The organism is Lysinibacillus sp. FSL K6-4013 (assembly GCF_038630435.1).
GTDB classification, from domain to species: Bacteria; Bacillota; Bacilli; order Bacillales_A; family Planococcaceae; genus Lysinibacillus; species Lysinibacillus boronitolerans.
Window position 1 is genome coordinate 3709187 of record NZ_CP152031.1, and the last position, 25302, is coordinate 3734488.

Genomic DNA, 25302 nt, shown 5'->3' on the forward strand with positions numbered 1-25302 from the left:
TATTATTCACCTCGCAGAGAGTTTGTAATCTCTAAAACACGATCATAACGGAAATCCTTCTCTTCTACCGCCTGCTGCACAACTCGATCAATAATATCGCCTGTTGCCCCAGCCATTACAGCCAAGTTTTTCGCATGCAGACGCATATGACCAGATTGAATACCCTCTGCTGAAAGTGCGCGTAAGCTTGCTAGATTTTCTACTAATCCTACTGCGGCAATGTAGCTGGCTAGCTCCTCTGCTGATTGCACATCCATAATTTTTAGCGCTGCTTTTGCAACAGGATGAGTCTTCGTAGCCCCTCCCACAATACCAACAGCTAATGGCAATTCCAACGTACCAACAAGATTGCCTGCTTTATTCAGCTCCCACGTTGTTAAAGAACGATATCTACCAGAACGAGCAGCATAGGCATGAGCACCAGCCTCAACAGCACGTGTATCATTACCCGATGCTAATACTGCAGCAGTAATACCATTCATAACCCCTTTATTATGTGTGGCAGCCCGATACGGGTCAGCATCTGCAAATTCGTAAGCACTTACAATATTTTTAGCAATCTCTATCCCCCCGAGCATTTCTGTCGAGAATTCTCCACGCGCACGGACAATACGCTTATCTGCTAAATTTGAAATAATCCGTAGCACAACTCGTCCATTTGTAATACGTTCGATTAATGGTGACACAGATTCCGCCATCGTATTGACTGCGTTTGCCCCCATTGCATCCTTCGTATCTACGATTAAATGAACGACAACCATTGTTTCTTTTGCTGTGTCGATTAAGTGTACTTCTATATCCTTCACTCCACCGCCTAACTTGACTAACGTTGGATCTTTTTCATTACAATGCTCAATGATCTCATTTTTATGTTCAAAAATTTTCGCCCTCGCTGCATGAGGATCCTCAATATTTAATACCTGAATCTGTCCGCGCATAACTGTGCCCGAGCTGGACGTAAAAATACCACCTAGCTCATATGCTGCACGGGCCGCATTACTAGCCGCAGCAATTACTGATGGCTCTTCCGTAGCCATCGGAATAAATACCTCTTTGCCATTCACCTTAAAGTTGGCCGCTACCCCTAGAGGCACTGAAATATGTCCAATAACATTTTCAACCATTGCATCAGCAAGCTCTAATGAAATTCCACTTTTTAAAGCTTCAACTTCCTCGTTGGTTAAATTTGATTTTTCAGCGATTAACTTAATTCGCTCTTCTACTGAAAGTAAATAAAATCCCTTTATACGTGAAGTCATCCCCATACCTCCAAAATTAAAAAAGTGTAATATAATTCAACTTAGTTGAATAACATTACACCAATTGTAAATTGTCTGAATAGTATTGTAAACAAGAAATTTGTATTTTCGATAATATTTACGTTTAAAAGAAAGATTTAATCCTCAACATAAATCGTTAATACCTTTGAGTTTTCTGCAGAATTATTAATAAAGATATGCTCCTTTTTCCCAGAAAAATACGCAGAGTCCCCCTCTTCTAAATGGTAAAATTTATGATCGTATTTCAAGACGATACTACCCGAAATGACATAAATAAATTCATCATTATCGTGTGTATAAGGGGCTAAATTTTCCGCCCCATTATGTACAGTAACAATAGAAGGATTGATATTGCTCATATAGCTCTTATTCGCTAACAGCTCATATTGATAGCCAAGTTCATTCGTCTCAACAGTCTCATTGCGTTCTTTTTTCGAAACAATCGAAATACCATCAAATTGATCCTGAATAACAAACCAAGCCATTGGCACATCAAATATTTCCGCAATCTTAGACAATGTCACCAGACTCGGTGTCGCTTTGCCATTTTCTATTTTTGAAATATGACTTTTCGTTAAATTAATTTGCGAAGCTAAATCATCCTGAGACATTTTATTTTTCTTCCGCATCTGCTTTATTTTTACTCCAACTTCTAGTAAGTTCATCTATTCCAGTCCCCTCGATCATTTCGGTTTTTACAATAACTATACTATATTTTTAAATGATGGATAGAAAAATACGGAGCGTATAATACTCCTTCATTTTCGTCTGTTCAATTAAATTCAAAAGGGTGTGCTGAAAGTTTCTCGACTTTTAGCACACCCTTATACCATTATAGTGATAGGATTCACATCTTCTTAGGCTGAATCCCGCGCGAAATTGTTGAATTATCCATAAAAATTAATTTTGAGAAGCAATAATCAGCTTAAATAAAGGAAATAAATGGAATTTTTATTTATAAATGGTATTAAATTATATTTAGTAAAAACGAAATGTTAGTCACAGTTTTTCTATACGAATAACTTTGATTTTTGCTGGATTTGACTCCAAAATTTCAGAATACCAAATCCTCACTTCATCTCCACTTTTAATTCCTTTCATAGAAAGTTTCGATTCATTAATTAAAATTGAAACTGTTTCAAATTTATTTAAGTACATGAGATTTTCGCTAGAGAAACTCTCTATATCAGATTGTTGAACGTCCTTTCCTTGAATAAAATAGACTATTCCTTCATGCATTACTATATAACCAATTTCACTTTCGGTATTTTCTTTACTAGCAAATAGTTGGCTAACATTACCTAAGAACCATAAAGCAACAAGAAAAAGTAACAATAAGACTGTATTGATAATAGGTTTGGGGATTCTGTTCTTCATTCAAACCACCACCTTATACATTTAATAATTTTCATATCATTTTAAATATACATAATATACAAAATATTGCGCTCACCTCTATTCTACAATACAAAACAGTACTTTACTTGTAATACTTCCCAAAGAAGGAATACAGAAAATATTTTGAAGTTTTCAATGCAATCGGATAGAATTAGGAAAATAAAAAAAACTTGTATTGAACTGCCGAAGATAAATTACAAGCTGTTGAGCGCTACTTAAGAGGAATGGAACAGAAATCTCCTATGCTATAGCTAAATCTATGGGGACTAATAATAAAGCAACCCTTAAATGGATTAAACAATATAAAATACAATGTAGTTGAAGCTATTATTCAGCCGTCTGTAACCGCTAGAATAAAATAGACAGTTTTCGCTCGAATCACGTGAACACTTTCGCTAACCAAATAGACTATCTAGTAAACTAGAATTATTCGTTTACTGGAGGTAAGAGACTTGGAGGAAAAGTTAGTGTTATATGTTGAGATTCATCAATTATTTAAACGGAAAATGAAAATTGCACAAATTGCTAAATATTTAAAAGTAAATCGTGGAACTGTTTATAAGTATTTAGCAATGTCCTTTGAAGAGGCACAGGAGTATTTAGGGAATGCACTTAGAAAGCCTAAAAAACTAGATCCCTATCGGGATTGGATTGTGGCTTGGTTGGAAGAATATCCTCATTTAAGTGCAGCACAAATTCAAGATTGGTTACTAGAGAGGTATCCTAATTTAGAAATTGGAGAAAGCACAGTACGCTCTTATGTAAAAGAAATTCGTGAAATATATCAGATTGAGAAAAGAAATATCGTTAGACAATACGAAGCCGTTCCACAACAGCCAATGGGTAAACAAATACAAGTGGACTGGGGCGAAACAAAACAGAAAACTACAGAGAAAAAAGAAATAAAACTGTATTTCATTGCTTTTGTATTAGCACATTCAAGATATAAATATATGGAGTGGCAAGACCGGCCTTTTACGACAAAGGATGCCATTCGCTGTCATGAAAATGCATTTAGCTTTTTTGGGGGAAGCACTGAGGAAATTGTTTATGACCAAGACCACTTAATCACAGTTAGTGAGAATGCCGGCGATTTAATCTTAACCTCCGAATTTCAAGCGTATGTAAAAGAACGGAAGTTTCGTGTGCACTTATGTCGAAGGGCAGATCCAGAGTCAAAAGGAATGATTGAAAATGTAGTGAAATACATAAAAGGTAATTTTGCGGATAGTAGAGTTTTTAAAGATATTAAAAGTTGGAATATAAGTGCAACCCAGTGGTTAGAACGAACAGGAAATAAAAACGTACACAATACAACAAAAAAGAGACCAGTAGAAGTGTTTCTCGTCGAAAAGCAACACTTACAACCAGTCTCCCCTATACTTTCATTAGAAAGTAACCATGAAGTTATTATAGCAAGGAACGTAAATAAGGACAATACGATTCGCTTTAAGTCAAATCGTTACTCAGTCCCATTAGGGACTTACGGTACGCTACATGATAACCAAGTGTACCTTCAAACAAAACAAAATACATTGATTATTCGTGAACAACCAGCTGGTGAAATCCTAGCTGAACATAAGATTAGTACGCAAAAAGGAAAACTGATTAAAAATCGAAATCACACAAGAGACAGATCTAAAGGCATTGAAGAGTTAAAACAAAGTGTCATTTTTAGTTTTGAGAATCGAGAAGCTGCAACGATATATGTAAATGAAATTTGCCAACTGTATAATCGTTATCGTCGTGACCAATTAGCAATTCTTTTATCTGTTATCAAAAGTGAACCTCAGTGGATTAATCAAACACTTGAAAAATGTATAGATGAAAATCTTTATAGTGCCAACGATTTTCGTGATGTCGTTAGTTATCTAAAGAAATTAGGTAATGATTCTATATTAGATATTAAAAAAAGTAATAGCACGCTAACTTCTAACACGAAAATTAAGGTAACGACACGTTCTCTTAGTACATATACAAGTATCTTAGGAGGACGTAATTAATGAATAAAACAGTCAAAGAATTACAAGAACACTTTCGTCAATTACGTTTAGCTGAAACCGCAGAGGAGCTCCCGCAGCTCCTTCGTGAAGCTGAAAAAGCATCTTGGACTTATTTAGAGTTTTTAGAAGCAATTACAACATTCGAACTAAATAAACGAGAAGCTAAAAGTATTGAGAGACGAATGAAATGGGCTCGTTTCCCTTTTATAAAAACACTTCAAGAGTTTAATATAGATGAACAAACAGCCCTAACAGAACGACAATTGACGCAACTTCTAGAGTTCAGTTGGTTAGAACAACAGTATAATTTAATATTTTTAGGACCGCCTGGTGTAGGAAAAACATTTCTAGCTATCGGGCTAGGTATAGAGGCAATTCAAAGAGGTTTTCAAGTGTATTTCATAACGATGGGAGAACTAATTCAGCTACTGAAAACACAAGAGTTTGCGCATAAGTCACAAGTGCAGATAAAACGATTACAAGCTTCTGACTTAGTAATTATTGATGACCTAATGTACATGGCAATGGATCAGCGCGAAGCAAACCTATTCTTCCAGCTGATTAATCATCTGTATGAACGGAGTTCAATTATATTAACCTCAAACAAAAGCCCTGAGCAATGGAGTGAATTAATGGGCGATGAAGGTATAACAACAGCCATTCTAGATCGACTATTACATCGTGTAGAAATTGTTCATATGAATGGTGATAGTTATCGAATGAAAAATAGACAGCATGTGTTTTAAGCAAAAGTGTTCATTTCAAACGAGCAAAAACTGTTATTTCAACTTGACGGTTACACCGTCTACAAATTAAACACTAGAGTTTACTCTAAACCAACCTATTCACTTGTTTCAGACATGTTGAACAAAGCACTCGAACGTTTACCTGAGCACCACCAGTTACTTATGCATACCGATCAGGACTGGCATTATCAAATGAATAAATACTGTCGCGCCTTAGAATCAAGAGGGGTTGTTCAAAGTATGTCTCGTAAAGGAAATAGTTACAACAACTCTGTCATGGTGAATTTCTTTGACATTATGAAATCCGATTTCCTTTACATGAGGGAATTAGAAAGTATAGAGCATTAAAAATAGAATTAGAAAAATATATAAACTACTAGGCAAAATTAAAAACGAGTCCGGTGCAATACCGAACTCATTTATCCAAAGTAGCCAAATGAAATAACGAAGCTTACATACTTCGAATTAACTATTTAATTCATTTATGTGTAACCTACTTAATTGCGCTCTGATTTTTGGAATGCTACAAATAAAGATAATTTTTTATTAGAAAAACCTTAGTTACCTCTAAAGACATTAGTCTCTATTATTGAAAGCAGATGCAAATAAAAAAATACTAAGAGACTGAGACATTCAGATGTAAAAACAATTTTATAAATTAATACCCAAAATAGAGCCTTTGAAGAATTTGATATGCATATATTCACATGAATTCTTTCACATTTAACCAAAAACGTTGGATATCAGTTTAAAGAGATAAACGGATGGTTATCTCGCTTTATGACTACTCCCACTCAATCGTCGTTGGGGCTAAGATGTAATATCATACGGTAGGTTTTAAGATTATTATCAAAACGGAAAAATGCATTCAAATCATGTAATTTTTTATCCTCAATTGTAGATGGTGACTCCCATTTATATGTCTATGTCGTTCCAATGTCTTTATCATCAATTTGAAAAGAAAAACATAGGGAAATTTTAGTCTTCCTATGTTTTCATTCAAATTATTGATCTGTTTGTTCTTGCTTCTTTTTCAAATACTCCGCACGTATTTTCTCAAGTTGCTGCTTTTTATCAAATTTGGCCGGCTTGTTTTTTTCATGATACTTTGCCACAGCCACCTTACCTTTAGTATCCAATTGATATTTCCCCACTTTGGTTCACCTACTTTTCCTGCCTTTAAAGAAATCTATTCAACAAATATAGTATACCTTATTTTGCTGATATAAACCTTTTTCCTATATTGTTGTACTGCTTAACCTTAATTTCGGAAAAAGCTTAGTAAATAATTCAATGCCAAATGTATTTAAAGTATCTGTATCCGCACTCATTTTAGATGCTGTTACCTTTATTCTTATTTAGCGTTAATTATTGCTCACCTTTATGTATGGAGACGGCGGGTGTTACTGATCAAAAAACCAAAAAGTGTGTAATATCAACGTTTACAAAGCTTTTTTGACCAATAAAAAGTGCGCTTACAAAGGAATTAATAAGGTTTACTCAATTTGCTTACGGAGACAAATTTTTCTATTACAATACTATAACTAGCTCTTCTTTTATATTTAGGATATTTCGCCAAACTACTATAGAGATTAGATAAAAACATGCAATTTGTCCAGTTAATGAAAGGTAGCAATGTTTCAAACTGAAACATTGCTATTACGTCTTATATTATGGTTTTCTACATAAATAATATCATTATTATCTATGGAGTTAAATAATTCTTGAATAGGTATAACTTCAGAAACTGTAAAATCTCTTCCTTTAACAGCGATTGCAATAACTTCGTTTCTATTATTAACAACTGGACCCCCACTATTTCCACCAAGTATAGACATATTAACGGTATATCTTAAAAACTGTGTTGGCGGTATGACATTTGCTCTAGCACTTTGAACTTTCCCTTCTAGTTCATGCAAATATTGCCCATCCTTATATTCTGGGTAGCCGAGTAAACAACATTCCATTCCAGATTCTATTTCAAGGGAATAATTAAAACCTATTTTGGATTTATCAATACCCTCGATTTCTAATATTGCTATATCTCTTACCTCATCAAATGCAATGATTTTTGCAAACCATATACCTTCTTCATATCTTGATTTGGAAACTGGAATATAATATTCATCTTCAAATCTTGTATAATCAAATTTTATCACTTTTTCTACGTAGGGCTTAATTACATGCCAATTCGTTATTAAACCTATGTCCTTTAACATAAAACCTGTTCCTTGTTCCGCTTCTAAATCTTGCATCTTATAGACTCCCGCAATATATTCCATAAATGCAATACTTTCGATTACAAATACATTTTGCTCCCTAAACTGTTTTCTTGATAAAGGAATATTAATAAAAGCATAAGTTTTCCCACTCTTATCATTTACTTGTTTAATTAATTCATTGTATCTAGTACCGTATTTCAAAAATACTTTATCATTTTTCCCTTTAACAAATCCTATGTGTGAAATCATTCCCCTTACTATATTAAACATATCATAATCTTTTAATTTAGTTTTTCTAAACGTATGCTTATTATAAAATAGTCTTTTAGCTTCTTCTAAATTATTAATATTTTTTTCAATATTATTTAATATGGTCCGGATTTTTTTTACATACTTACGATTTATGTTTAATTTACTATTAATCTTTATTCCTGTTACATATTGTGCCTTATTCTTTCTACTAATTCTGGTTTTACTATTATTTATAGTAAAACCATTAGATGTAATTATATTTGATAAAACACTACCAAGAACTAAATTTATTTCATCATGAAGTATATCCTTATTTATATCATCAAGTTTTGTTGAAAAAGTTATATCGTCAGCATATCTCGTATAAACACACCGTTTAGACTTAGCTAGTCTATGTAATTGTTTATCTAATTTATTTGCAATAATATTAGAAATTATAGGAGAAGTTGCTGCTCCTTGAGCAAGAACATTGTTATTATCACAACAAATATTTGCTAGAGTAGTTGCAACTTCTGAATTAAATTTAAAATACGTCATAAACATAGCTCTAACTCTTGCAAAGTTAATACTTCCGAAAAAATCTTCTAAATCGATATTTAAAACAACTTTATTATTAATATGTGATAACGCATTCGTTTTTATACTTTTATCTATAGTAAATCCATGAGCCGTGTTATGTAACTTTGTATAAACTAATCTTAATATGTAGTTTAACTTTTTCTGAATTATATCCAAATTTTTCGAAGGTTTGTTAATCTCCCGAAATTCGTCTTTTTGTTTTTTTGGAATTTTAAAGTTGGTATATGATTTTTTTCCTACCACTTGTTTCCATAAAAGTTGTTGAGGTACTTCTAGCAAATTAGCTATATCTTCAAATGATTTTAAAAGCTCAAATTCACTTTTAATAGTATCATCTGGCTTTGTTAAATTAATTTGCATCTATAGAACCCCCAATAAATTTTGGAGTAGCCATTCCTACCTTTCTAGTCATGCCGGCTAGATCAACGTTAAATAACAGTTGATTAAAAGTATATGTGCGCGGAATATATATTCCATTTTCTATTTATCAAATAAAGGCGATAACACCTTTGATGTTCGAAGCTACTCCAATAGTAATTATATATCTAATTGTGAATTTTGCATATTCTATGTGTAATAAATATGAAAAATCATGTTAATAGTATCTTTTTCTAACAGTTTTTCGTGACAAATAACCTTAAAACCTACAACTTGCGATTCAATAATCAAAGTTTAGAAAGCCCCCTACTTTCCAAATATTGAATCGCTATTGAAATTAGTGATAGGCAACGTTTATAAAAATAATCATAGTGTCTATCATCCTCAATATCTATTTTTGTAGTTTCATGATGGCGAATTCTAAAGTTATTGCCAATCGCAGTAAGATCATGAAATTCCTTTTCAAACATCTCTTTATATGATGCATTATTGTTGCTTATATCCCTAACAATTCTATTTATCGATTTCTTCTTATCTAATGTGGGAAAGTAATATGTCTTCAGCCTTTCAAAAGCATCCCAAAGTTTTTCAACGGCAATTTTTAAATTATCTTCTTCATAATATTTAGCCGCTTCCTGAAGTAACTCCTTGAGTCCTACCTCTTCGATTGTAACTAATGTTGTTTTCTTTATATGACTGTCAAACTTGCCTATAATTTTGCCGTTATCTAATTTCATTGCAATATCATTTAGCTTCAATATTGCATTAAATTGCATTTCAAAATCGTTAGAACAGCTATGTTTCGCAAAAAATTCGACTACATCCAATACATAATAGGGTAAATTGTTTAAAATAAAATCTTGAAGGTCGCTAGTTTCAACGTACTGATTTTGTTCATTGTAGCATTTAGGAATGTAAAACTGCCGTAAATCATTAAAAACTATTTCGCTTAATGAGACATTATATGTAAATCCCATTTCTTCTACTTGGTAGTTCTCATTATATTTTTCTAAAAGTTGATAAATCTGATTTCTTGCATGGCGTTTAATTGATAAGAATATTCTTTTCTCTTTTATTGCTTTTAAATTCCTCTGAGAGTATGGAATGAATATAATATTTTCTTCTGGTCGAAATATTCTCCATCCATAGACATCACGGTTAGATATTTTTTCTGCCGGATATAATTCATATCCATCGTTTCGCAACATTTTGTTTACTTCTGCAAGAAACTCCTTCCAATATCCTGTTTCATCCCTAACTATAGGATGAAAAATCTCACATATAAATTTCAAGTAAATTTCATCGTTTCCATTTTTCAGTTGGAATCGTTCATCCTCAAAAACCCAGCAAAATGGATAATCATCATTGTTTACAGTATGCTGCCATATGTCACTTTCCGCGTCTGGAAATCTTGAATCTATACTTCGCATATTTTTCAAATTATATAATCTCTTGAGAAACTCAATTTCATTCCAACGTCCAAAATAAGTATATTTAACATTTTTCTTCTCAAACCATTCATCTATATCAATTCCATTCCGGAACAAATCATAGATATCACGTTTTGTTATCTCACTAATTCGGTTCATGGTTTCAAATACCTCTCCTTTCATAAGTATCCCAAAGAAAACTAACAAGCGTTATACTACTGCCGACAGCAAGTTTTGCATGTCTCTCTTCAAGTCCTTTATATGTGGCACTTTTCCCATGTCCTCTTCCATAAGGGTTGCGCAACGCAGCCAAATTTGTAGCTATCGCACGTAAATTGCCCAAGATTGATTGCTTTTCTAAATCACTTGTTAATATCTCCAAGGTGCTTACCTTCATACGCTTGAATGTAAATTTTACCATAAAGTACAGGATTTGAAGGCAATAAAGGATTCCAAATTGAATGGTGCTATTGTTTATCCTTATGATGCAGTTCATCGTATTTATGTAAGAGGCAAAAAAACAAGGCAATGGTTATTAATTTTACCATTGCCTTTTATCTCTATTTCTACTTCAAGTATATACTAATCAATTTAAATAATATTCTCCCTAAGAATATAACTTACTGAAGAACCCTTTTCTATAAGGAAATTTAGCACAACTAGAATTTTTTGTTTTAATCTCTTATTCTTCTTAATCTTTTCTCGCTCTTCATAAACATACCTTCTCACCAAGTTTTCTAGATAGTAAGAAGTATTCATTTCAAGTTTCGAAGTGTAATATTCTGAATGCCTTGATAACATATTTGATACCCATATTAATCCATCAGCATAAAATGAACTACCGATGTCATTCAACAGTTTAGAAATTGAATATAATACTGAAGGATGCTGCCCCATATGCTCAGATACATCCTTAATCAATCTCATATTAATTACTTTTAATGAATCCCATTCTTTCTTAGAATCATTCCAATGTGTTTGTGCAAACAAGTAACTCTTTATAATTTTATCTACATACCAGCCATTATTAGTCAATTCCACCATTTTATCTTTGAAATGATTCCACACAAACCAAAAATTATCATAACTATGCATTCTATCTTCAGCATAAATAAATTTTTGAAACATTTCGGCTATAGGTTCTGTTGAGTTGAAATTATCGATAAATGGTTGAATCAATTGTGGCACTTCTTTAATTTCTGAATTTAAAACTAAATAAGCATATCTTTCCAAAAATTCATCACGAACCATATATTCAACATTATCACCATCTCTACCTTTTGTTAGCTCTCTTGCAAATTTGGAAATTATTTCATGAGCAATAGCAATATGTTCTTTAAAATGTAACTTAGTAGGCATCATTTTCAGAGCATTTGATAATATAAACAACTCTAGCTCTTGAATATTACCTAAATCAGAAATTGAAAACTCGTTATCAAACATCTTATTCAGGTTCATCTCATTATCAATTAAAAACCTATCCAATAATTCTCCTAAATCAAATCCGTTTAAGCCATCTTCAAAGCTCTTTTCGCGACTTTCATCTACTAATTCGTTATATTTTGGCTTTAATACTAGATAACCCAATAGCAAGGAATGAGCATTATCAAATTCTTTTTCCCACATCTTATGAATTGCTACCATAGAGAAAATGTTGAATCTTTCAGTCGACATTATTCCCCCAACAGATTCATCCTTTAACAGTATTAGTAAAAGCAATAATTTTATCGTTTGCCTTTCTTTAGGAAATAAATCCATCAGTTTTGGTAATGAAGCAATTGCTTCCTGCACACCATCCCCAACTTGGTAAACATAGTTTGGTTGTACACAGGATGCCACTTTAGCAATAATAATGCCCTTACAAAACTCTCTTTCTTCATCATTCAATTTATCTATATAATGCTCAACTAATACCGCACATACACATGATGGTATTTGATTATTAAATAAATGGAATAACTCATTTTCAGCATATGTTTCTTGAGATAGATCCGGGTTGTATGGCTCATTAAGTTTTTCTAGTATTTCCTTAACATCCTCTAATGCATTTTGAGGGTTACTATCATACCTCTCATATTCCTTATATTTGTCATCATTTTTAGATTTGAAATCAGCCCACAACTTCAAAGGTACATATCTCATATGTTCCTTATACACTTTTTGAGTTTCCTCTCTAAATGCATCAATTTCTGGGTCGATTTCAGGTTTAAACTCTATCGATATGCCTTCATCAGTCTCTTCAGCTTTAATACTCATTTTTCGCCTATCCATTCTTGCTAAAAACAATCTCCACGTCTTATCAGCTTCATTTTGTTCAGAATCTGGTGGGAGTTTACTATAATAATCATTAAGAATATTCCATAGAATTTCCTGACGTTTCTTCGCTTCTTCCTCTCCAGATTCATGCGTTGAAAATACTTGATAGTTTAGACATAGACTTTCTAAGTTCCACTTACGATGCTTATTTTCACAAGTTTCTAGCCTCTCAATATCATATATATTATTTTTACTAGAACCCATTTTTTGTCCTATCGAATATAGTGTTTTAGCACCTTGTTCTGAAACCGATCTATGAGTGTCGTGAATAATAAATTCTCTAGTTCTAAATAAGATTTTTGCAATATCAAATGTTTTTTCTGGACATGCTAACACGACACTTGTCACTACAGATGAAATAGAAGCGCTATCAGAAATCTCAAGTAGATAATTTAACCAACTCACTAACACTTCAGCATCTGCATTTTCAGCTAGTTCTAGCAGAAACTTTTCCAAAGCCATGTGTAAAGATTGCAATAAATTAGGACTTACTGGAGAACTTGTGCCTCTGTAAATCTCCCACAAGCACTGACTAACGTACTGCTTTTTCTGTCTGCCATCACTTAACTTAACTTCAACTTCGGTTATAGTATCGAGTCTAGAGGCTAGATCCGAATAAATATATTTCTTTACAGATTTATTTGTGAAATTTACTATGAAGTCCATAGTAGCTTTGGGTTTAATATGGAGCAACCAATAAATAGGACTTTGATAAGCACTAGCAGGAAAATATTCTATACCGTCTTTTTCTATACCAAAGTCGTGTTCAACATCTTCTCTCCAGCCCGAGAATAAACGGTTTTCTTTTGGTGTATAAGTCCAATAAAAATCAGCTAACTCTTAACTCTAAAATCTCATCAGGTACTACGCTACAGACAGGTAAACCATCAAGCTTTGTCAAAATGAACTTTGCTAAATCATAATAAGGGTCTCTATGATTCTTCCATTTATTACTTATTATTTCGGTAATAATAGCTTTCAATTCCGTGCTTAATTCATATGAGCCATTTATAATTGTCTTAATAATGGTTTCTAGTTTTTCATCTCGTCGATAGTAAGGATCCCTACGAATAGCATCTTGATAAAATTTCAGAGCAATAAGACCAGCAAATCTAGTAGTATTTCCTTTTCTGAATTTTTCATTCCAATCATTAATTATAGGCAAAACAAAATTAATATTTTCAATTCCTATTATTTCTATGTTATCAAAAGCAAACTCGATTAATGCCTCCCATCCGACTCCTTTTGGCTTTGTTAGAATGTGTTCCAGAGTAAAGAGATTTATATCTTCAATGCCTAATTGCTTGAAGAGTTCCTCATCTACTTCCTTGCAAGCAATCCTTAATATAAACGTTAATCTTTTCAATAGTCTACAATCATTTGATAATAATTCATTCTTAAATACATCGAAAAAATTTCTTGAATAGTTTGAAAGCAGGATCGAGGCGAATAACTCATCTTTCCAAAAAGAATCAATCTCATTATGCTTAATAGTATCTTCAATAAATTCTACAATTTCATAGTCCTCAAGTAATAGTTTTTCAGATATCCAATTTCTTAAACATCTTCTTATAGGCAAAGATTCACCAATTGATACAAAAAAGCCGTGTTCATCAGACCTATTAGTGAATTCTTTATTTATAATTTTCTCTAATGCCCATTCTTCATAAATATCATGAGTTATGAAATAACCCACGTCTTCATATCCCAGCATTCCGTCTTTCATTAACTCATCACATTGTTTACCTTGCTCAGCTGTTACATCAACAAAAAATTGACCTGTATTTGCCCTTTGTGCTGCAATCTCTAGGAAACACTTTTCTCTTTCTGGTTTACTTTTCTTTATTCTTTGCTCCCATAATTCAGATTTGAATTCAACATAATTAATTTCATCAATATCCTTATAAAATTTCAAATATTCATTAAGATAGAAGGGATTCCTTATCAATTCTAGTAACTTCTTATCTTTCGGCAGAGTAAAAGCATTCCTATTAGATATAGTGATTAGTTCTTCCTGTTCTAAAGGGCCTATCCCGATATTTAATGGAACAATTTTATATATCTCGAAAAATTGATAGTTAAGATCTTTAAGATAGGTATCTCTAGTTGTAAAAATAACTTTCCAGTTATCTTCAACTATTGCTGATAATAATTCTTTGAAAGGGTCTGTATTCTTCAGGTCTAGTAATTTTTCAGCTGAATCAATTACTATTGTTTTGCGCTCTTTATCTTTATGAACATCAAGAAAATCTCTTAAACCGAAATCACCAAATATATCATTAATGTTTCTTACCTCAAACTCTGTAGCCTTAAAGATATAGAATGGGACATCTTCTTCGTAACTTTCATAAATTTTCTTTACTAGAGAAGTTTTTCCGACCCCTCCAGCACCACTGATAATACATACTTGATTAGAACCATCAATGAGCAGTTTGAGTTCTGTCTCTCGCTTGATTTCAAATTTTTTATCATTAAAGGAAATCTCAGTATTTATGTACTTTAATAAATTCTCACTATGTTTTTGCATATCTTCTAGTACTGAAAACATACTTTTTTCTAATGTAAAAAAGTGCTTCGCTAAATTATCATTTTTTACAGTGACAAATTCAGATTCAAAAAAGCTGGCTAATTTCCACTCTAAACTTATCTCTAATGTTTTTGCTAACTTTTCAATCTCTTTTAACCCTTGAGGCATCTGTCCTTTGTTTTGTCCCCACTCCTGATTAGAGTAGACATACAACTTATTCACACTAGGGTAGTCCCTTTTTAATTTATTTAATGTATCCTCTAATTCTTTCTTATGATTGGAAAGTGGCGTTTCATAGAATTTTGCTTGCCACGCAACTACTTCATCATCATTAACCTTAATAGGATTTGTTTCTATTGCTGACTGATTCTTATATCTAAATATCCCATATTCCAAATTAAATTCTTTACAGAATAGCAAGTAACTAAGCCATTCAAAGTTATTCTGTGAATTTTCACTAAATTTCGCCTTAAAAATATCCCAATTTGGTTTTATCATAGATATCACCCCTTCTATAATCATCAAGTTCCTGTAATTATAGGCACTTTAAATTGCTCATGAGTATGTTGAATTTCACGCTCATTTGAGAATGGTAATCCCTTAATCCTCTCATGAATTACCTTCTTTATTAGTTATTTTTTTACACATTCCGACAACTCAATATTATTTTACCAAAAATTTCATTTAAGTGAATGATTTGCTATTGAATAAGAATAGCAAAATTACGAGATATAAAGGTTCTTTTATTTACTGGTAGAAAGAAGTTAACCTCGCCTCACTACATTAAATAGTTATTTAGTAAAGTGAATATTTTTCTCTAGATGTTTTCATATCAACGAATTTCTTTAAATATACTTTTTACCATTTTGAGAAATAACTTATCTTTTATATTTAAAATCATTAAAAAACAGACAGAATACAAATTTTCTGTCTGTTTTAGTTTATTTAAAGAGCTTAAATGCTAGTAATACTAAATGCCCTTTACAACCTATAAAATTATTGAACTATCACTATATCTAATGAATTTAATTTTGCTTTTATGTTTCAATAATACACCCCATACCAAAGGCCATTAATTCGCTAGATACCCTTTTTGATTAAATCAAGGAGCCCATCAGCTCGCTTCAGAAACTCATTTATTTTTTCTTCCCTAATCCTTCTTCGTTCTTCCATAATTGTATTCATTGATTTACTTTGCTCTATACTTCTAGGCCACTGATTAATATTAACTATCTTCTTGCACATCCCTACACATCACTTTCTAAAAAAAGTCTCACAGTTCTTAGGAATAACAAAAGCAGTGAACTCCTTACCCATTCCTTCATTCGGTTGATCTTTAATTGCTTGTATAAATGATGGGTTAGAAAAACCAAGAGGTACCGCAAACTTTCCCGTATATTCGGCAAGCTGCTGGTTTATATATCTCCCCTTACTTCTTCCACATCTGCAACTCTTTTCTGACATGTCTAGATTAAATATATCATTACATTCAAGGCACATAAGAAGCTTCATTTGCATCCCTCAATCTCTATTAGTATTCTTTTCCTTATCAATCATTTCCTGAATATATGTTATTACTTCGGGGTCGTTCCTGTACTTTGTTATTTTTTCAGTAATTAGCTTGTTTTCAAACATGCCCCTTAAAAGCTTATAGTTGTCAGCTTTCCTTTTAAAATTATAAAAGTCATCGAGTATTAGCTTTGCAAGTAGCGTTATAAAAAACTCTTCTTCTAGAACTCCTTCAAGTCTTAACCAAGCATCTTCGGTAAGATACATCTGAAATTTTTCAGTAAGCATCTTTCCGAGTATTAGCTTCATCGATTCAATTTCATAGCTATAAAGTCGATCTTTAATCTCAGGATTTTTCCTTAAAAATTTTTCAATACTAAATGCTACTGTTTTTAAAAGGAAGTCCTGCTTTTCGGACAGCAAAACCGAATGATTATCAAAATAAAGAAAAGCATCTTCATTATCCAAATAACTGCCTTCGCTTTCCTTCTTGTTATTTAGAGTCAACATAGGAGCAATACTCTTATAGAATTCCAGAAGTTCTTCTTCTATCCTACTATTTTCCTGTTGTAATAGAAGTCTCGCTTTTTTCTCCCAATCTGGAAAACATGAGGTGAACTTTTCCACAACCTTGGTTAAAGGGATAAAGGTTCTAATTTCACGACCCGAAAACTTGAAATCCATTACCATCATTCCAAATTTTCTTTCAACAATGGCTGGATGACCTTCAATTTTACGAAAGGCTTTTAAAAAATCATATTTTTCTGGTGGGATACTTACCCAAGTAAGAGCAATTGCCCTTAACATTTCTTCAGGGTTGTACTTCGGTCCCCCTTCCTCCTTGCAAGCCATAAAAAACAAACCATTCAGTTCCTTAACTAAATTCAAATAATAGACCAAGAGCTTAACAGCTCCAATCTGTGTTGGGGAAGAGTACTTAACTAATTTTTCCTTAATCCAATTATGGAAAGTTCCTTTATCAGAGTTCTTATAAACTATCTCCATGATTTTTTCCTGATCTGCAATTGTCCATCTTTCAATCAATTCTATCTTTTCACGTTCACTTTTAGGAAAATATCGGTTAAGCAACTGCTGTGGATCAACGCGTAACGGTAACCTTATTGGGGTTGAGAGATGAGTGTCTGCCCATTCTTTTGCTTTTACACACTGCAGATAATCTATATCTCCACTTACACTAGCAAACTTGGGAAAACGGCTCTCAATTAGCATAGCAATGGCTACTATATAAAGATGGTAAGGATATCCTTGAGTCTTAGCATCAAATACAATAACTGAGCTTTCGCTATTCATTAAAATATCTGTTTCATTATTAGTAGATGGTGCAGCATCCCTATACATTTTAATATCCGAGTAAAGGATGAAAGTTTCTGCAAATTTCTTACCGCCTAAATCACCACATGTTTCCCAATATCGAGAAGGCTCTTCGTGTTCTTTGGATTTAACATATACAGGAATCTGAGTGTCAAATAAATTTTTTTCTTTTATTTCTGCAAAATCATAAGCTTGTATTAATATCACTGTTTCTTTGTAAACACTTTTCCAATCTTTTTGAGAAATCTTATGAGGAAGCATCGAAAGACGAATATATGTCCCCACTCAATATCACACATCCCTTCTTCTATATATACAATTAAATAGAATTCTTCCCTCTCATTTATTGGTATGTTTTAATATCATTGAAATTAAAAGGTTATCTCGGCATTAGTAAGATAACCTCTTAGTTGCAATACCAGCATATCCTGCATAGCACATAAATTAATTAGATTATAGAAAAGCTGCCATCCTGTGTCTTTATTAATTCCTGCTACTCAATTCTAAAAGTTGCTCTGTTAGCTTTGTTATATACTCGGTGTACATCTTTCTTGGATTGTTTTACATATGATTTAATCATTGAATAATCGTTCGTGTTGACATCTTCCACTTTCTCCAGCGTTGCTCCTACACTTCCAGCCAAATACCCAGCAGCCCCCAGTATCACTCTCAGTTCCTGCATCAATTCTGAAGATAATGCTTCATGTGCATTATTTTTCATCACTTTTTCTTCATCGCTTTCAACAATTGTTGCCAGATCAATTACTAATTTCCCTGAATATATTTGCATATAGCTTGTCCCCTTCATGTTGTATTTCATTTTTATTGTTAAAGAATATATACTTTGCACTCATTTTTTTTTGGTTGATTTAAAAGACACTTAATTTTCTATTACACATTTTCTTGTAACAGTTGATTTTCCTTTTCGATTCGCATTCCCGCTTTTATCAAAGCTAAGTGCAAAATATCTCGCTGCTCACATTTCTCACTGCTGGAAAAATCAAAAATAAAATGGTCAGTCACAATTTCATACTTTGCCAGAAGAGTTATTAAATCTGTTAGAAGCTTTTCAGATATATCTGCACGGGGATCTTCATTTATTTTGGTAATTCTATGTAGCTCGACTTGAATAAATCCTAATTGCTTCGAATATTCCACACGCTCCCCTCCTACTAAAACATTTTCTGTGGATTGACCAAGGTATTTATCGCAAATACAAGGGCATCATTAAAAGCTGTCCTATATGCTAATTTTGTTTGGATATGTACTTGATCAAAGATGTTTCCTTTAATGTCATCGATGAATTCAATTCTTTTTGTCTCGTCGTCAAATTTTCCAAATTGGGCAAGCTTCTCATCCAAATCCCTATGCAGCAGTTCTGAATACATAACATACTCTTCACTTGTAATAATTTGTTCAAGCCTTTCTTCAATTAACTTGTTCACTACTTTTTGAAATCCATCAATCATTAAATATCACCTCTAATTATTCCTAATATGAATAAATTCTTAATTAGAATATATCATGATATATATTGATTGTAAAATGCAATAACGATACGATTACTAATAATGATATTTAGAGGGTTGAAATATGAGTGATTTATTAATTGGAAGACTAATCAAAGAACTTAGAAAAAAAAACAATATGACAATGGTTGACTTTGCAAAAAAAATTAAAATATCCCAGCCGTCACTATCTAAGATAGAATCAGGAAGACAAGAGGTATCGTTCTCCCTATTGGAAGCTATATGTCATGAATTTGGGATTACAAGGAGTCAATTTTTTAAAATACTTGAAAGGGATAGTATATATCACCAAACTTCTTCGGCTTTAGATTTCGAGGAATCTGTGGATGCAAACAAAGAAATTGAACATAAAATCGGAGAAATAGTTTCAAAGATGACATTTGAACAAAAAAGAGCTTTGTACATTTTTTTATTTTCCAGTAGCAAGGAGTAGTATTATCCTGTAAGTAGGTTTTTTAACTAAAAAGACCTAAGTCTGGACTTACCCCTGTCAAGTAGACAGCTTTAAAAAAGACTAAGCAGCCATCTGGTGTCGATATTCTATCGGTGCCAGGTGGTTGAGTCGTTTTTGGAAGCGTTGGAAGTTATAAAAGTAGATGTATTGCTCAACGGCTTGCCTCACTGCTTCTTCCGTATTATCGTGTAAAAGATACAAACACTCGCTTTTAAAGTGCGAGAAGAACGACTCGATACAAGCGTTATCATGGCAGTTTCCTTTGCGAGAATGACTGCCAATCATGCCAAGTTGACTTACGGTCTGATGATACTTAATCGATGTGTATTGGAAGCCCTGATCCGAATGGATGATGCTTCGGTACACCTTTCTTTTTGCCGTCAATTCCTGTAGTGTGTCCATGACTAATTCTAAATCGTTACGCTCACTAATTTTCCAGGCGACAATTTCGTTGTTATATAAATCTTGTACAGCTGATAGGTAGAGAAAACCATTTTTCGTCGGTAAATATGTAATATCTGTCACGAGCACCTCATTTTCTACACGCTCCTTAAAATTACGCGCCAGCACATTATCAAATACACGTGATAGTCGATTTCCCCATATACGATGCTTTTTACGGATAATCGATTGAATACCCAACTCACTCATTAATCGATAGACCTTCTTATGATTCACATGAAATCCTTTGTCTCGTAAAGCGATTTTCATACGAGGATAACCATACATTTTATGCGTTTGATGAATCGCTAAAATATGCTCCTTTAAAAGGATATCATCACGTTTACGTAACGATACCTTGCCATTTTTAAGCCATCTATAATAACCTGAACGTTCAACTTTCGCCATTTCAGTGAGCCATGTAATCGGATACCGATCTTTCATTTCTTCGATAATATGATAACGGTCTGGATAAGTGGGCATTCCTCCATTTACAGATTTGGATACTGCTTTTTTAAGTATTCTACCTGTGCCTTATAGTAATCACGTTCTTCTTCTACAGTTTTAAAGTGGGTACGTTTTCCTTTTAACGGATTCTTCACACCTTTCGCTCCAGAACCCGTAGATGGAAGGCGATTAAAGGCTTCAATTGATCCAACTTCTTTAAATTTTTTCACCCAGGCCTTCACTTGTGAAACATTGCGAATTTCATATCGATCCGCAATCTTTTGCATACTTTCATTGCTCGTTAAATAGGCTTGTACAATTTCTAACTTCAATTCATTTGAATACGTATTATTTTTTCGCGACATAGAGAAAATCCCCTTTAAGTAAAATGTTTATCTACAGCGTACTGTAGGTTTTTTAACATTGTCTACTTAAAGGGGATAATATCAGTCTTGGATTTTTTCTTATCCATGATTTAGGTCTTTTAGCTTTCGTTTTTCCCAAATGCTTTTAGTAACTTTTGTACTGAAGATTGTTGGAGTAATACATTTGTACTTCTAAAATCAAATGATTTTCCCCACTAAAGGTTGATAAATTTACTTACACATCTACAAACAAATCCTATAAAATTTTAGAGCCGCATTTTTGCATAATAGTCTACTATTTAAATAATTCCGGCACCAAAAAATTAGTTGCAACAGCCCCAGCATTTTTTAACGATACCACACCTACTGATAATTTTACTTGTCTAAGCCTATCAGTCATTAAGGGATCATTAAATATCTTGTTACGGATGTTTGATATTCGCTGACTTCTATCGCCATATTTAGTCCTTTTGGAAAAGCTTTCGTCAGGAAGAACAAATAAAACTCCGTGTTTACTGTCTGAATCCTGCTCAGCCAGTATACAGTATCTCCAAACCTTATCCTCTAGTTGTTCCAATGGCTCCGTACCGGTATCTAATTCGATGTTTAGATATTTTGTTTTTTGTCCTAGATTATCAACTTCCCTTTTTAATATCCAGTCTGGACGGATAATAGTTACCCAATCACCAGTGCTTTTTTTATACTGTTGATTTTTATTAATAAATTGTGCTGCCCTAGCGTGTGCTGCTCCCTTGTTAAACATAGCTACGGGCTTACTTGCCTTCTTAATCCACATTTCATATGGAACAAGAGACGGTGATAACGAGCTATATAATTTAGTTTGATTGTAATGCTTATATTGCGGCAATGCTAATCTTTGTTTTGTGGTACACATAATATTCAGAACTACCTCTTGTGTATATAAGAAATGTAGTTTATTCTTCTTTTCTAATAGTTGATATATTTGATTCTTATTGTAATCTTCAAACAAAAGTCCATTTTCAATTAACAAATTAATTCCACCAGTACCAATCGAAAAACACTTAAAACGTTCACCATCGAAACCTTCTGCAAAACTAGAAGAACGAACTAATTTAAATTCCTCCAGTCTTCTTAATCGATTTTTAAATGAGTATTCTTTAATCTCTTCTCCCAAGAACTGAGTAAAATACTTATATAGTTGTGCCATCGTAAGCATTCGATGACGTTCTAGATATTCTAATAACAAGATCTCAGCAGTTTTAACTTCCAACCGGGATCTCCCTTTCCCTTTAATTACATTAACATCGTCCAATCTTTCACAAACTCCCTTCCATTTTAGTTTTATAAATTTCTGTGAAAAACAATTAGCACCTAACCTCTTCTATAGTTGTTGCGTTCGAAGTCTATTACCACGGAATAAAAAAGCCTGAGTAACAGCGTTTTCCATAGTAATAGAGTTTCCTCTGCTTAAAAGCCTATTATTTCGGGTCAATTAAAATATATTACTTAGGCTAAAATGACCTAATAAAACTGGATTGGAATTCATATCACCTTGGTATATATAGAAAATTCTGTAGAGCAAAGCTCCAAATGGATTTAACTAACTACTTTTCATTAAGCATTATATCGGGGATTCTCTATATTTCTAGTAAACTACCATAATAAAACTGAAGGGCTACATCATGGTTAAGAATGTCCAATTAAATGCTCGAAAACTCTAATATAGAGCTATTGAATTGTGTTTATATGGCGATAATTTAAAATCATAAAAACGAAGTACTTTGAACTATATTGATTGTTCCCGTATCCGGAATTGCCATCAAGAAAAGTGTTTATCACGGCTATTAGTAACATTCAATGGTTACCAGATAAAGATACTGTGAATAAATATATCGCAAATCATTGATATAATGGCATTTTATATAGTTACCATCATTCGTTACCAAATCATTTTCAAACATAAGTCCTAGCTAGAATTCAAAAAATAATCCTTTTATGTGCCACTTAAATCTTAATAAACTATCATTTTTGGTTATGGTACTCAATAAAGGTAACCAGTCATGGTAACCAATACATGAAATAGACACTATTATGGGTTACCAATATCAGTTCCTCTCAAGAATTGGCTTCCTTATTTAATTTACTGTTGCTCTCATTGTTACAACGAATTAAACTAAATTCCCCATAATCGAATCCCTGTAAATAAATAACAAGATCAACCTAACCGGATTGATCTTGTTCATTGCATTTTATCTACATGCCGAATATTTTATTAAACAAGCCTTCATTTTCTTCTGCTGCTAAAATGGAACGAACGCTTTCCTCTGGCATTGCTAGAGGAAAGGTTATTTTTTCGATTCTGCTTTGAATTCTTCCAGCTGGATATTTACCCGACAATTCCTCTACACTCAAATTCGAGGTTAAAATGGTGACTTTTTTATAATTCATGCGCTCTTCTAAAATCTGAGTAAAAATGCTTTCTGACCAATCGGATGCTTTTTCTACACCAAAATCATCGATAATTAAAACTTCCACATTTCCGAAATAATTTAAAATATCTAATTCACGAATGCCATTCTTATTGTCAAAAGTATTTTTTAGCTCATTAAGCATATTTGCTGAAGAAATATATAGCACATTTACATCCAATCGTCTGATAATGTCATTCGCAATACTTACTGCCAAACTGCTTTTTCCACTACCAGTTGTTTTACTGTAAAGATACAATCCCTTTCCTTGATCCTTGAATTCATGAAAATTCTCCGTAAATTCAGTTGCGACTCGTTTTGCAAACTCGGCTTTCATCCGGTTTACCTCTACTTGATATATATCTGTTCGAAACTCCTTTACAGTACAATCTTGAAGGTCAATTGGAATCTTTGCGAATTTAAACTTAGTTAATAATTCCTTATCTCGTCGGCAGTTGCAAATAGCCATTTTAACTTCACCTAGATTATTTTTTAATACAATATATCCAGAACCGTCACACTGTTTATAAGGACATTTGTCTGAAACCACATCTAAGACTTCAAATGATTCCGTTCGCTTTTGCTCGATTGAACCATACTTCTCCTGAAGATTGCTTAGTATTTGTGAAAATTGGTCGTTTAGTTTTTCCATTAGATTTTTCCTCCTGAATATTATCTTGCTTGTGATTTAATTTCTTTTTAAAATTAGGATGCTTATCGAAAATGTAGTTTGCCACATATGCAAATGACCGAATACAGTCCCTTTCGTGTTGTGGTGCAAACCCATTGAAACAATTGTCAATTAACTGGGTTACTGTTTGTAAATTAAGATCCAGTTGTGCAACTTGTGTAATTGATAATCTATCCGAATCCGTTAAAACGTACTTTCTACTTTTCATTAGAAAATATCGAGCAATTTGATAAGCAAAGGGGTCTTGGAAATAACTATCATTTGCTGACTTAGAGTCTTCCTCATCAATTTCTTTGTAAAAAATCTCTGTAGTATTCTCTGGTATTGCTCGCGCATCTTGATTATCCGAAGAATCAGTCATACTTATCGAAGCTTCATTTTGCACATTCGATGATTCACTTAATACCTGTTTTGATAATTCAGTAGACTTAACTCGATCATTATAGAAAATATCAAAGTGTTCTAGTCTGTAACCTAATTCATTAAGTTCCTCAACTATTTTCACTAGATTGACCCTGTACTGCAGGGTTTTATCATATTTATATCTTGGGTTTGGATTTCTCCTTTCAAAGATATATTTCTTATTAACAAGCTCTTTCAAGTTTCTCCTAACTGTACTTGGACTGCCTAACATGATTTCCTGAGACAGTTCTTCAGAAGATTTATAAATCCAGCCATATCTTAAATCAGAAACTTTATTTGTAGAAATACGTGCTAACTCTTCAGCAATCAAGCCGTCTGAATCCTTTACTCGTTTTGACCAATAAAGTAATTGATTTAAAGTTGTTGCCAAGGCAAAGTTTCCTGTTAATTCTACTAGTTCCTCTTTAATTACTGCTCTTTTTAAAATGGAATTTGCCATACTTTCCCCCTTCTAATTAGAAATAAAAAGACCCCCTCCTTATTCAGATAATGAATGTTTAAAACACACATTATTAGAACCAAGTTGGGGA

22 protein-coding genes and 1 pseudogene are annotated in these 25302 nt (G+C 32.9%); 4 read left to right on the plus strand and 19 right to left on the minus strand.

Annotated features, from left to right (window positions below):
- Positions 1 to 2: 2 nt before the first annotated feature.
- From MHB39_RS18430 to MHB39_RS18440, 3 genes are all read right to left on the minus strand, one after another.
- Complete coding sequence (locus tag MHB39_RS18430) at positions 3 to 1259, minus strand: hydroxymethylglutaryl-CoA reductase, degradative (protein WP_048394314.1); 1257 nt, start codon at positions 1257 to 1259, stop codon at positions 3 to 5.
- Between the two features lie 137 nt (positions 1260 to 1396).
- The gene (locus MHB39_RS18435) at positions 1397 to 1945 is read right to left on the minus strand and encodes an XRE family transcriptional regulator (protein WP_066037146.1); all 549 of its coding nucleotides are present in this window, start codon (positions 1943 to 1945) and stop codon (positions 1397 to 1399) included.
- A 334-nt stretch (positions 1946 to 2279) separates the two neighbouring features.
- On the minus strand, positions 2280 to 2657 hold the full coding sequence (locus tag MHB39_RS18440) for a DUF3221 domain-containing protein (protein WP_048394308.1): 378 nt from the start codon (positions 2655 to 2657) through the stop codon (positions 2280 to 2282).
- A 488-nt stretch (positions 2658 to 3145) separates the two neighbouring features.
- Between MHB39_RS18440 and istA the strand changes: the two genes are divergently transcribed.
- The 3 genes and pseudogenes from istA to MHB39_RS18455 all read left to right on the plus strand — a co-directional run.
- Positions 3146 to 4681, plus strand: coding sequence for an IS21 family transposase (gene istA / locus MHB39_RS18445; RefSeq protein WP_342546941.1), 1536 nt, complete (start codon positions 3146 to 3148; stop codon positions 4679 to 4681).
- A complete protein-coding gene (gene istB, locus MHB39_RS18450; protein WP_342544854.1) occupies positions 4681 to 5427 on the plus strand; it encodes an IS21-like element helper ATPase IstB in 747 nt (248 codons plus the stop codon). The genes istA and istB overlap by 1 nt, the downstream gene beginning before the upstream one ends.
- A gap of 78 nt (positions 5428 to 5505) precedes the next feature.
- A pseudogene (locus tag MHB39_RS18455) lies at positions 5506 to 5804 on the plus strand (IS3 family transposase); the annotation flags it as partial.
- A gap of 627 nt (positions 5805 to 6431) precedes the next feature.
- On the opposite strand, the gene MHB39_RS18460 reads toward MHB39_RS18455, so the two are convergent.
- The 11 genes from MHB39_RS18460 to MHB39_RS18510 form a co-directional block, all read right to left on the minus strand.
- On the minus strand, positions 6432 to 6581 hold the full coding sequence (locus tag MHB39_RS18460) for a hypothetical protein (RefSeq protein WP_004228154.1): 150 nt from the start codon (positions 6579 to 6581) through the stop codon (positions 6432 to 6434).
- 486 nt (positions 6582 to 7067) lie between these two features.
- Entirely contained in the window at positions 7068 to 8840 is a 1773-nt protein-coding gene (locus MHB39_RS18465; RefSeq protein WP_342544857.1) for a reverse transcriptase domain-containing protein, read from the minus strand.
- A gap of 305 nt (positions 8841 to 9145) precedes the next feature.
- Complete coding sequence (locus MHB39_RS18470; RefSeq protein WP_342544860.1) at positions 9146 to 10447, minus strand: hypothetical protein; 1302 nt, start codon at positions 10445 to 10447, stop codon at positions 9146 to 9148.
- 4 nt (positions 10448 to 10451) lie between these two features.
- Positions 10452 to 10784 carry an abortive infection family protein gene (locus MHB39_RS18475; protein ID WP_342544862.1) on the minus strand — a complete coding sequence of 111 codons (333 nt, stop codon included), beginning with the start codon at positions 10782 to 10784 and terminating at the stop codon, positions 10452 to 10454.
- A gap of 95 nt (positions 10785 to 10879) precedes the next feature.
- Positions 10880 to 13066, minus strand: coding sequence for a hypothetical protein (locus MHB39_RS18480; protein WP_342544863.1), 2187 nt, complete (start codon positions 13064 to 13066; stop codon positions 10880 to 10882).
- 367 nt (positions 13067 to 13433) lie between these two features.
- Positions 13434 to 15629, minus strand: a complete 2196-nt coding sequence (locus MHB39_RS18485) for a hypothetical protein (RefSeq protein ID WP_342544865.1) — start codon at positions 15627 to 15629, stop codon at positions 13434 to 13436.
- Positions 15630 to 16385: 756 nt separating this feature from the next.
- Complete coding sequence (locus tag MHB39_RS18490) at positions 16386 to 16649, minus strand: hypothetical protein (RefSeq protein ID WP_342544866.1); 264 nt, start codon at positions 16647 to 16649, stop codon at positions 16386 to 16388.
- A gap of 3 nt (positions 16650 to 16652) precedes the next feature.
- A complete protein-coding gene (locus tag MHB39_RS18495) occupies positions 16653 to 18257 on the minus strand; it encodes a hypothetical protein (RefSeq protein WP_342544867.1) in 1605 nt (534 codons plus the stop codon).
- A 208-nt stretch (positions 18258 to 18465) separates the two neighbouring features.
- Positions 18466 to 18762 carry a hypothetical protein gene (locus MHB39_RS18500; RefSeq protein ID WP_342544869.1) on the minus strand — a complete coding sequence of 99 codons (297 nt, stop codon included), beginning with the start codon at positions 18760 to 18762 and terminating at the stop codon, positions 18466 to 18468.
- Positions 18763 to 18863: 101 nt separating this feature from the next.
- The gene (locus MHB39_RS18505) at positions 18864 to 19130 is read right to left on the minus strand and encodes a hypothetical protein (protein WP_107933583.1); all 267 of its coding nucleotides are present in this window, start codon (positions 19128 to 19130) and stop codon (positions 18864 to 18866) included.
- A 14-nt stretch (positions 19131 to 19144) separates the two neighbouring features.
- Positions 19145 to 19441 (minus strand): hypothetical protein, encoded by a 297-nt coding sequence (locus MHB39_RS18510; RefSeq protein WP_342544871.1) that lies wholly within the window; start codon positions 19439 to 19441, stop codon positions 19145 to 19147.
- A 124-nt stretch (positions 19442 to 19565) separates the two neighbouring features.
- On the opposite strand from MHB39_RS18510, the gene MHB39_RS18515 reads away from it, so the two are divergent.
- Positions 19566 to 19934, plus strand: a complete 369-nt coding sequence (locus tag MHB39_RS18515; RefSeq protein WP_342544873.1) for a helix-turn-helix transcriptional regulator — start codon at positions 19566 to 19568, stop codon at positions 19932 to 19934.
- A gap of 81 nt (positions 19935 to 20015) precedes the next feature.
- Here MHB39_RS18515 and MHB39_RS18520 read toward each other — a convergent pair whose 3' ends face one another.
- From MHB39_RS18520 to MHB39_RS18540, 5 genes are all read right to left on the minus strand, one after another.
- On the minus strand, positions 20016 to 20879 hold the full coding sequence (locus tag MHB39_RS18520) for an IS3 family transposase (protein ID WP_053996766.1): 864 nt from the start codon (positions 20877 to 20879) through the stop codon (positions 20016 to 20018).
- 8 nt (positions 20880 to 20887) lie between these two features.
- The gene (locus MHB39_RS18525; protein ID WP_016995084.1) at positions 20888 to 21208 is read right to left on the minus strand and encodes a helix-turn-helix domain-containing protein; all 321 of its coding nucleotides are present in this window, start codon (positions 21206 to 21208) and stop codon (positions 20888 to 20890) included.
- A 295-nt stretch (positions 21209 to 21503) separates the two neighbouring features.
- A complete protein-coding gene (locus MHB39_RS18530; RefSeq protein ID WP_342544875.1) occupies positions 21504 to 22502 on the minus strand; it encodes a replication-relaxation family protein in 999 nt (332 codons plus the stop codon).
- Positions 22503 to 23443: 941 nt separating this feature from the next.
- Positions 23444 to 24310, minus strand: coding sequence for an ATP-binding protein (locus tag MHB39_RS18535; protein ID WP_342544876.1), 867 nt, complete (start codon positions 24308 to 24310; stop codon positions 23444 to 23446).
- Positions 24219 to 25211 (minus strand): hypothetical protein, encoded by a 993-nt coding sequence (locus MHB39_RS18540; protein WP_342544877.1) that lies wholly within the window; start codon positions 25209 to 25211, stop codon positions 24219 to 24221. Before MHB39_RS18540 ends, MHB39_RS18535 begins: the two co-directional genes overlap by 92 nt.
- Positions 25212 to 25302: the final 91 nt, after the last annotated feature.

Excerpts from the sequence above, each read along its gene's own strand:
- MHB39_RS18440 (WP_048394308.1), bottom strand. The coding sequence starts at position 2,657 with ATGAAGAACAGAATCCCCAAACCTATTATCAATACAGTCTTATTGTTA.
- MHB39_RS18435 (WP_066037146.1), bottom strand. The coding sequence starts at position 1,945 with ATGAACTTACTAGAAGTTGGAGTAAAAATAAAGCAGATGCGGAAGAAA.
- MHB39_RS18485 (WP_342544865.1), bottom strand. The coding sequence starts at position 15,629 with ATGATAAAACCAAATTGGGATATTTTTAAGGCGAAATTTAGTGAAAAT.
- MHB39_RS18510 (WP_342544871.1), bottom strand. The coding sequence starts at position 19,441 with ATGATTGATGGATTTCAAAAAGTAGTGAACAAGTTAATTGAAGAAAGG.
- MHB39_RS18540 (WP_342544877.1), bottom strand. The coding sequence starts at position 25,211 with ATGGCAAATTCCATTTTAAAAAGAGCAGTAATTAAAGAGGAACTAGTA.
- MHB39_RS18490 (WP_342544866.1), bottom strand. The coding sequence starts at position 16,649 with ATGCAAATGAAGCTTCTTATGTGCCTTGAATGTAATGATATATTTAAT.
- MHB39_RS18500 (WP_342544869.1), bottom strand. The coding sequence starts at position 18,762 with ATGCAAATATATTCAGGGAAATTAGTAATTGATCTGGCAACAATTGTT.
- MHB39_RS18535 (WP_342544876.1), bottom strand. The coding sequence starts at position 24,310 with ATGGAAAAACTAAACGACCAATTTTCACAAATACTAAGCAATCTTCAG.
- MHB39_RS18430 (WP_048394314.1), bottom strand. The coding sequence starts at position 1,259 with ATGACTTCACGTATAAAGGGATTTTATTTACTTTCAGTAGAAGAGCGA.
- MHB39_RS18470 (WP_342544860.1), bottom strand. The coding sequence starts at position 10,447 with ATGAACCGAATTAGTGAGATAACAAAACGTGATATCTATGATTTGTTC.
- MHB39_RS18515 (WP_342544873.1), top strand. The coding sequence starts at position 19,566 with ATGAGTGATTTATTAATTGGAAGACTAATCAAAGAACTTAGAAAAAAA.
- MHB39_RS18520 (WP_053996766.1), bottom strand. The coding sequence starts at position 20,879 with ATGCCCACTTATCCAGACCGTTATCATATTATCGAAGAAATGAAAGAT.
- MHB39_RS18465 (WP_342544857.1), bottom strand. The coding sequence starts at position 8,840 with ATGCAAATTAATTTAACAAAGCCAGATGATACTATTAAAAGTGAATTT.
- MHB39_RS18480 (WP_342544863.1), bottom strand. The coding sequence starts at position 13,066 with ATGGCTTTGGAAAAGTTTCTGCTAGAACTAGCTGAAAATGCAGATGCT.
- MHB39_RS18475 (WP_342544862.1), bottom strand. The coding sequence starts at position 10,784 with ATGAACTGCATCATAAGGATAAACAATAGCACCATTCAATTTGGAATC.
- istB (WP_342544854.1), top strand. The coding sequence starts at position 4,681 with ATGAATAAAACAGTCAAAGAATTACAAGAACACTTTCGTCAATTACGT.
- MHB39_RS18525 (WP_016995084.1), bottom strand. The coding sequence starts at position 21,208 with ATGTCGCGAAAAAATAATACGTATTCAAATGAATTGAAGTTAGAAATT.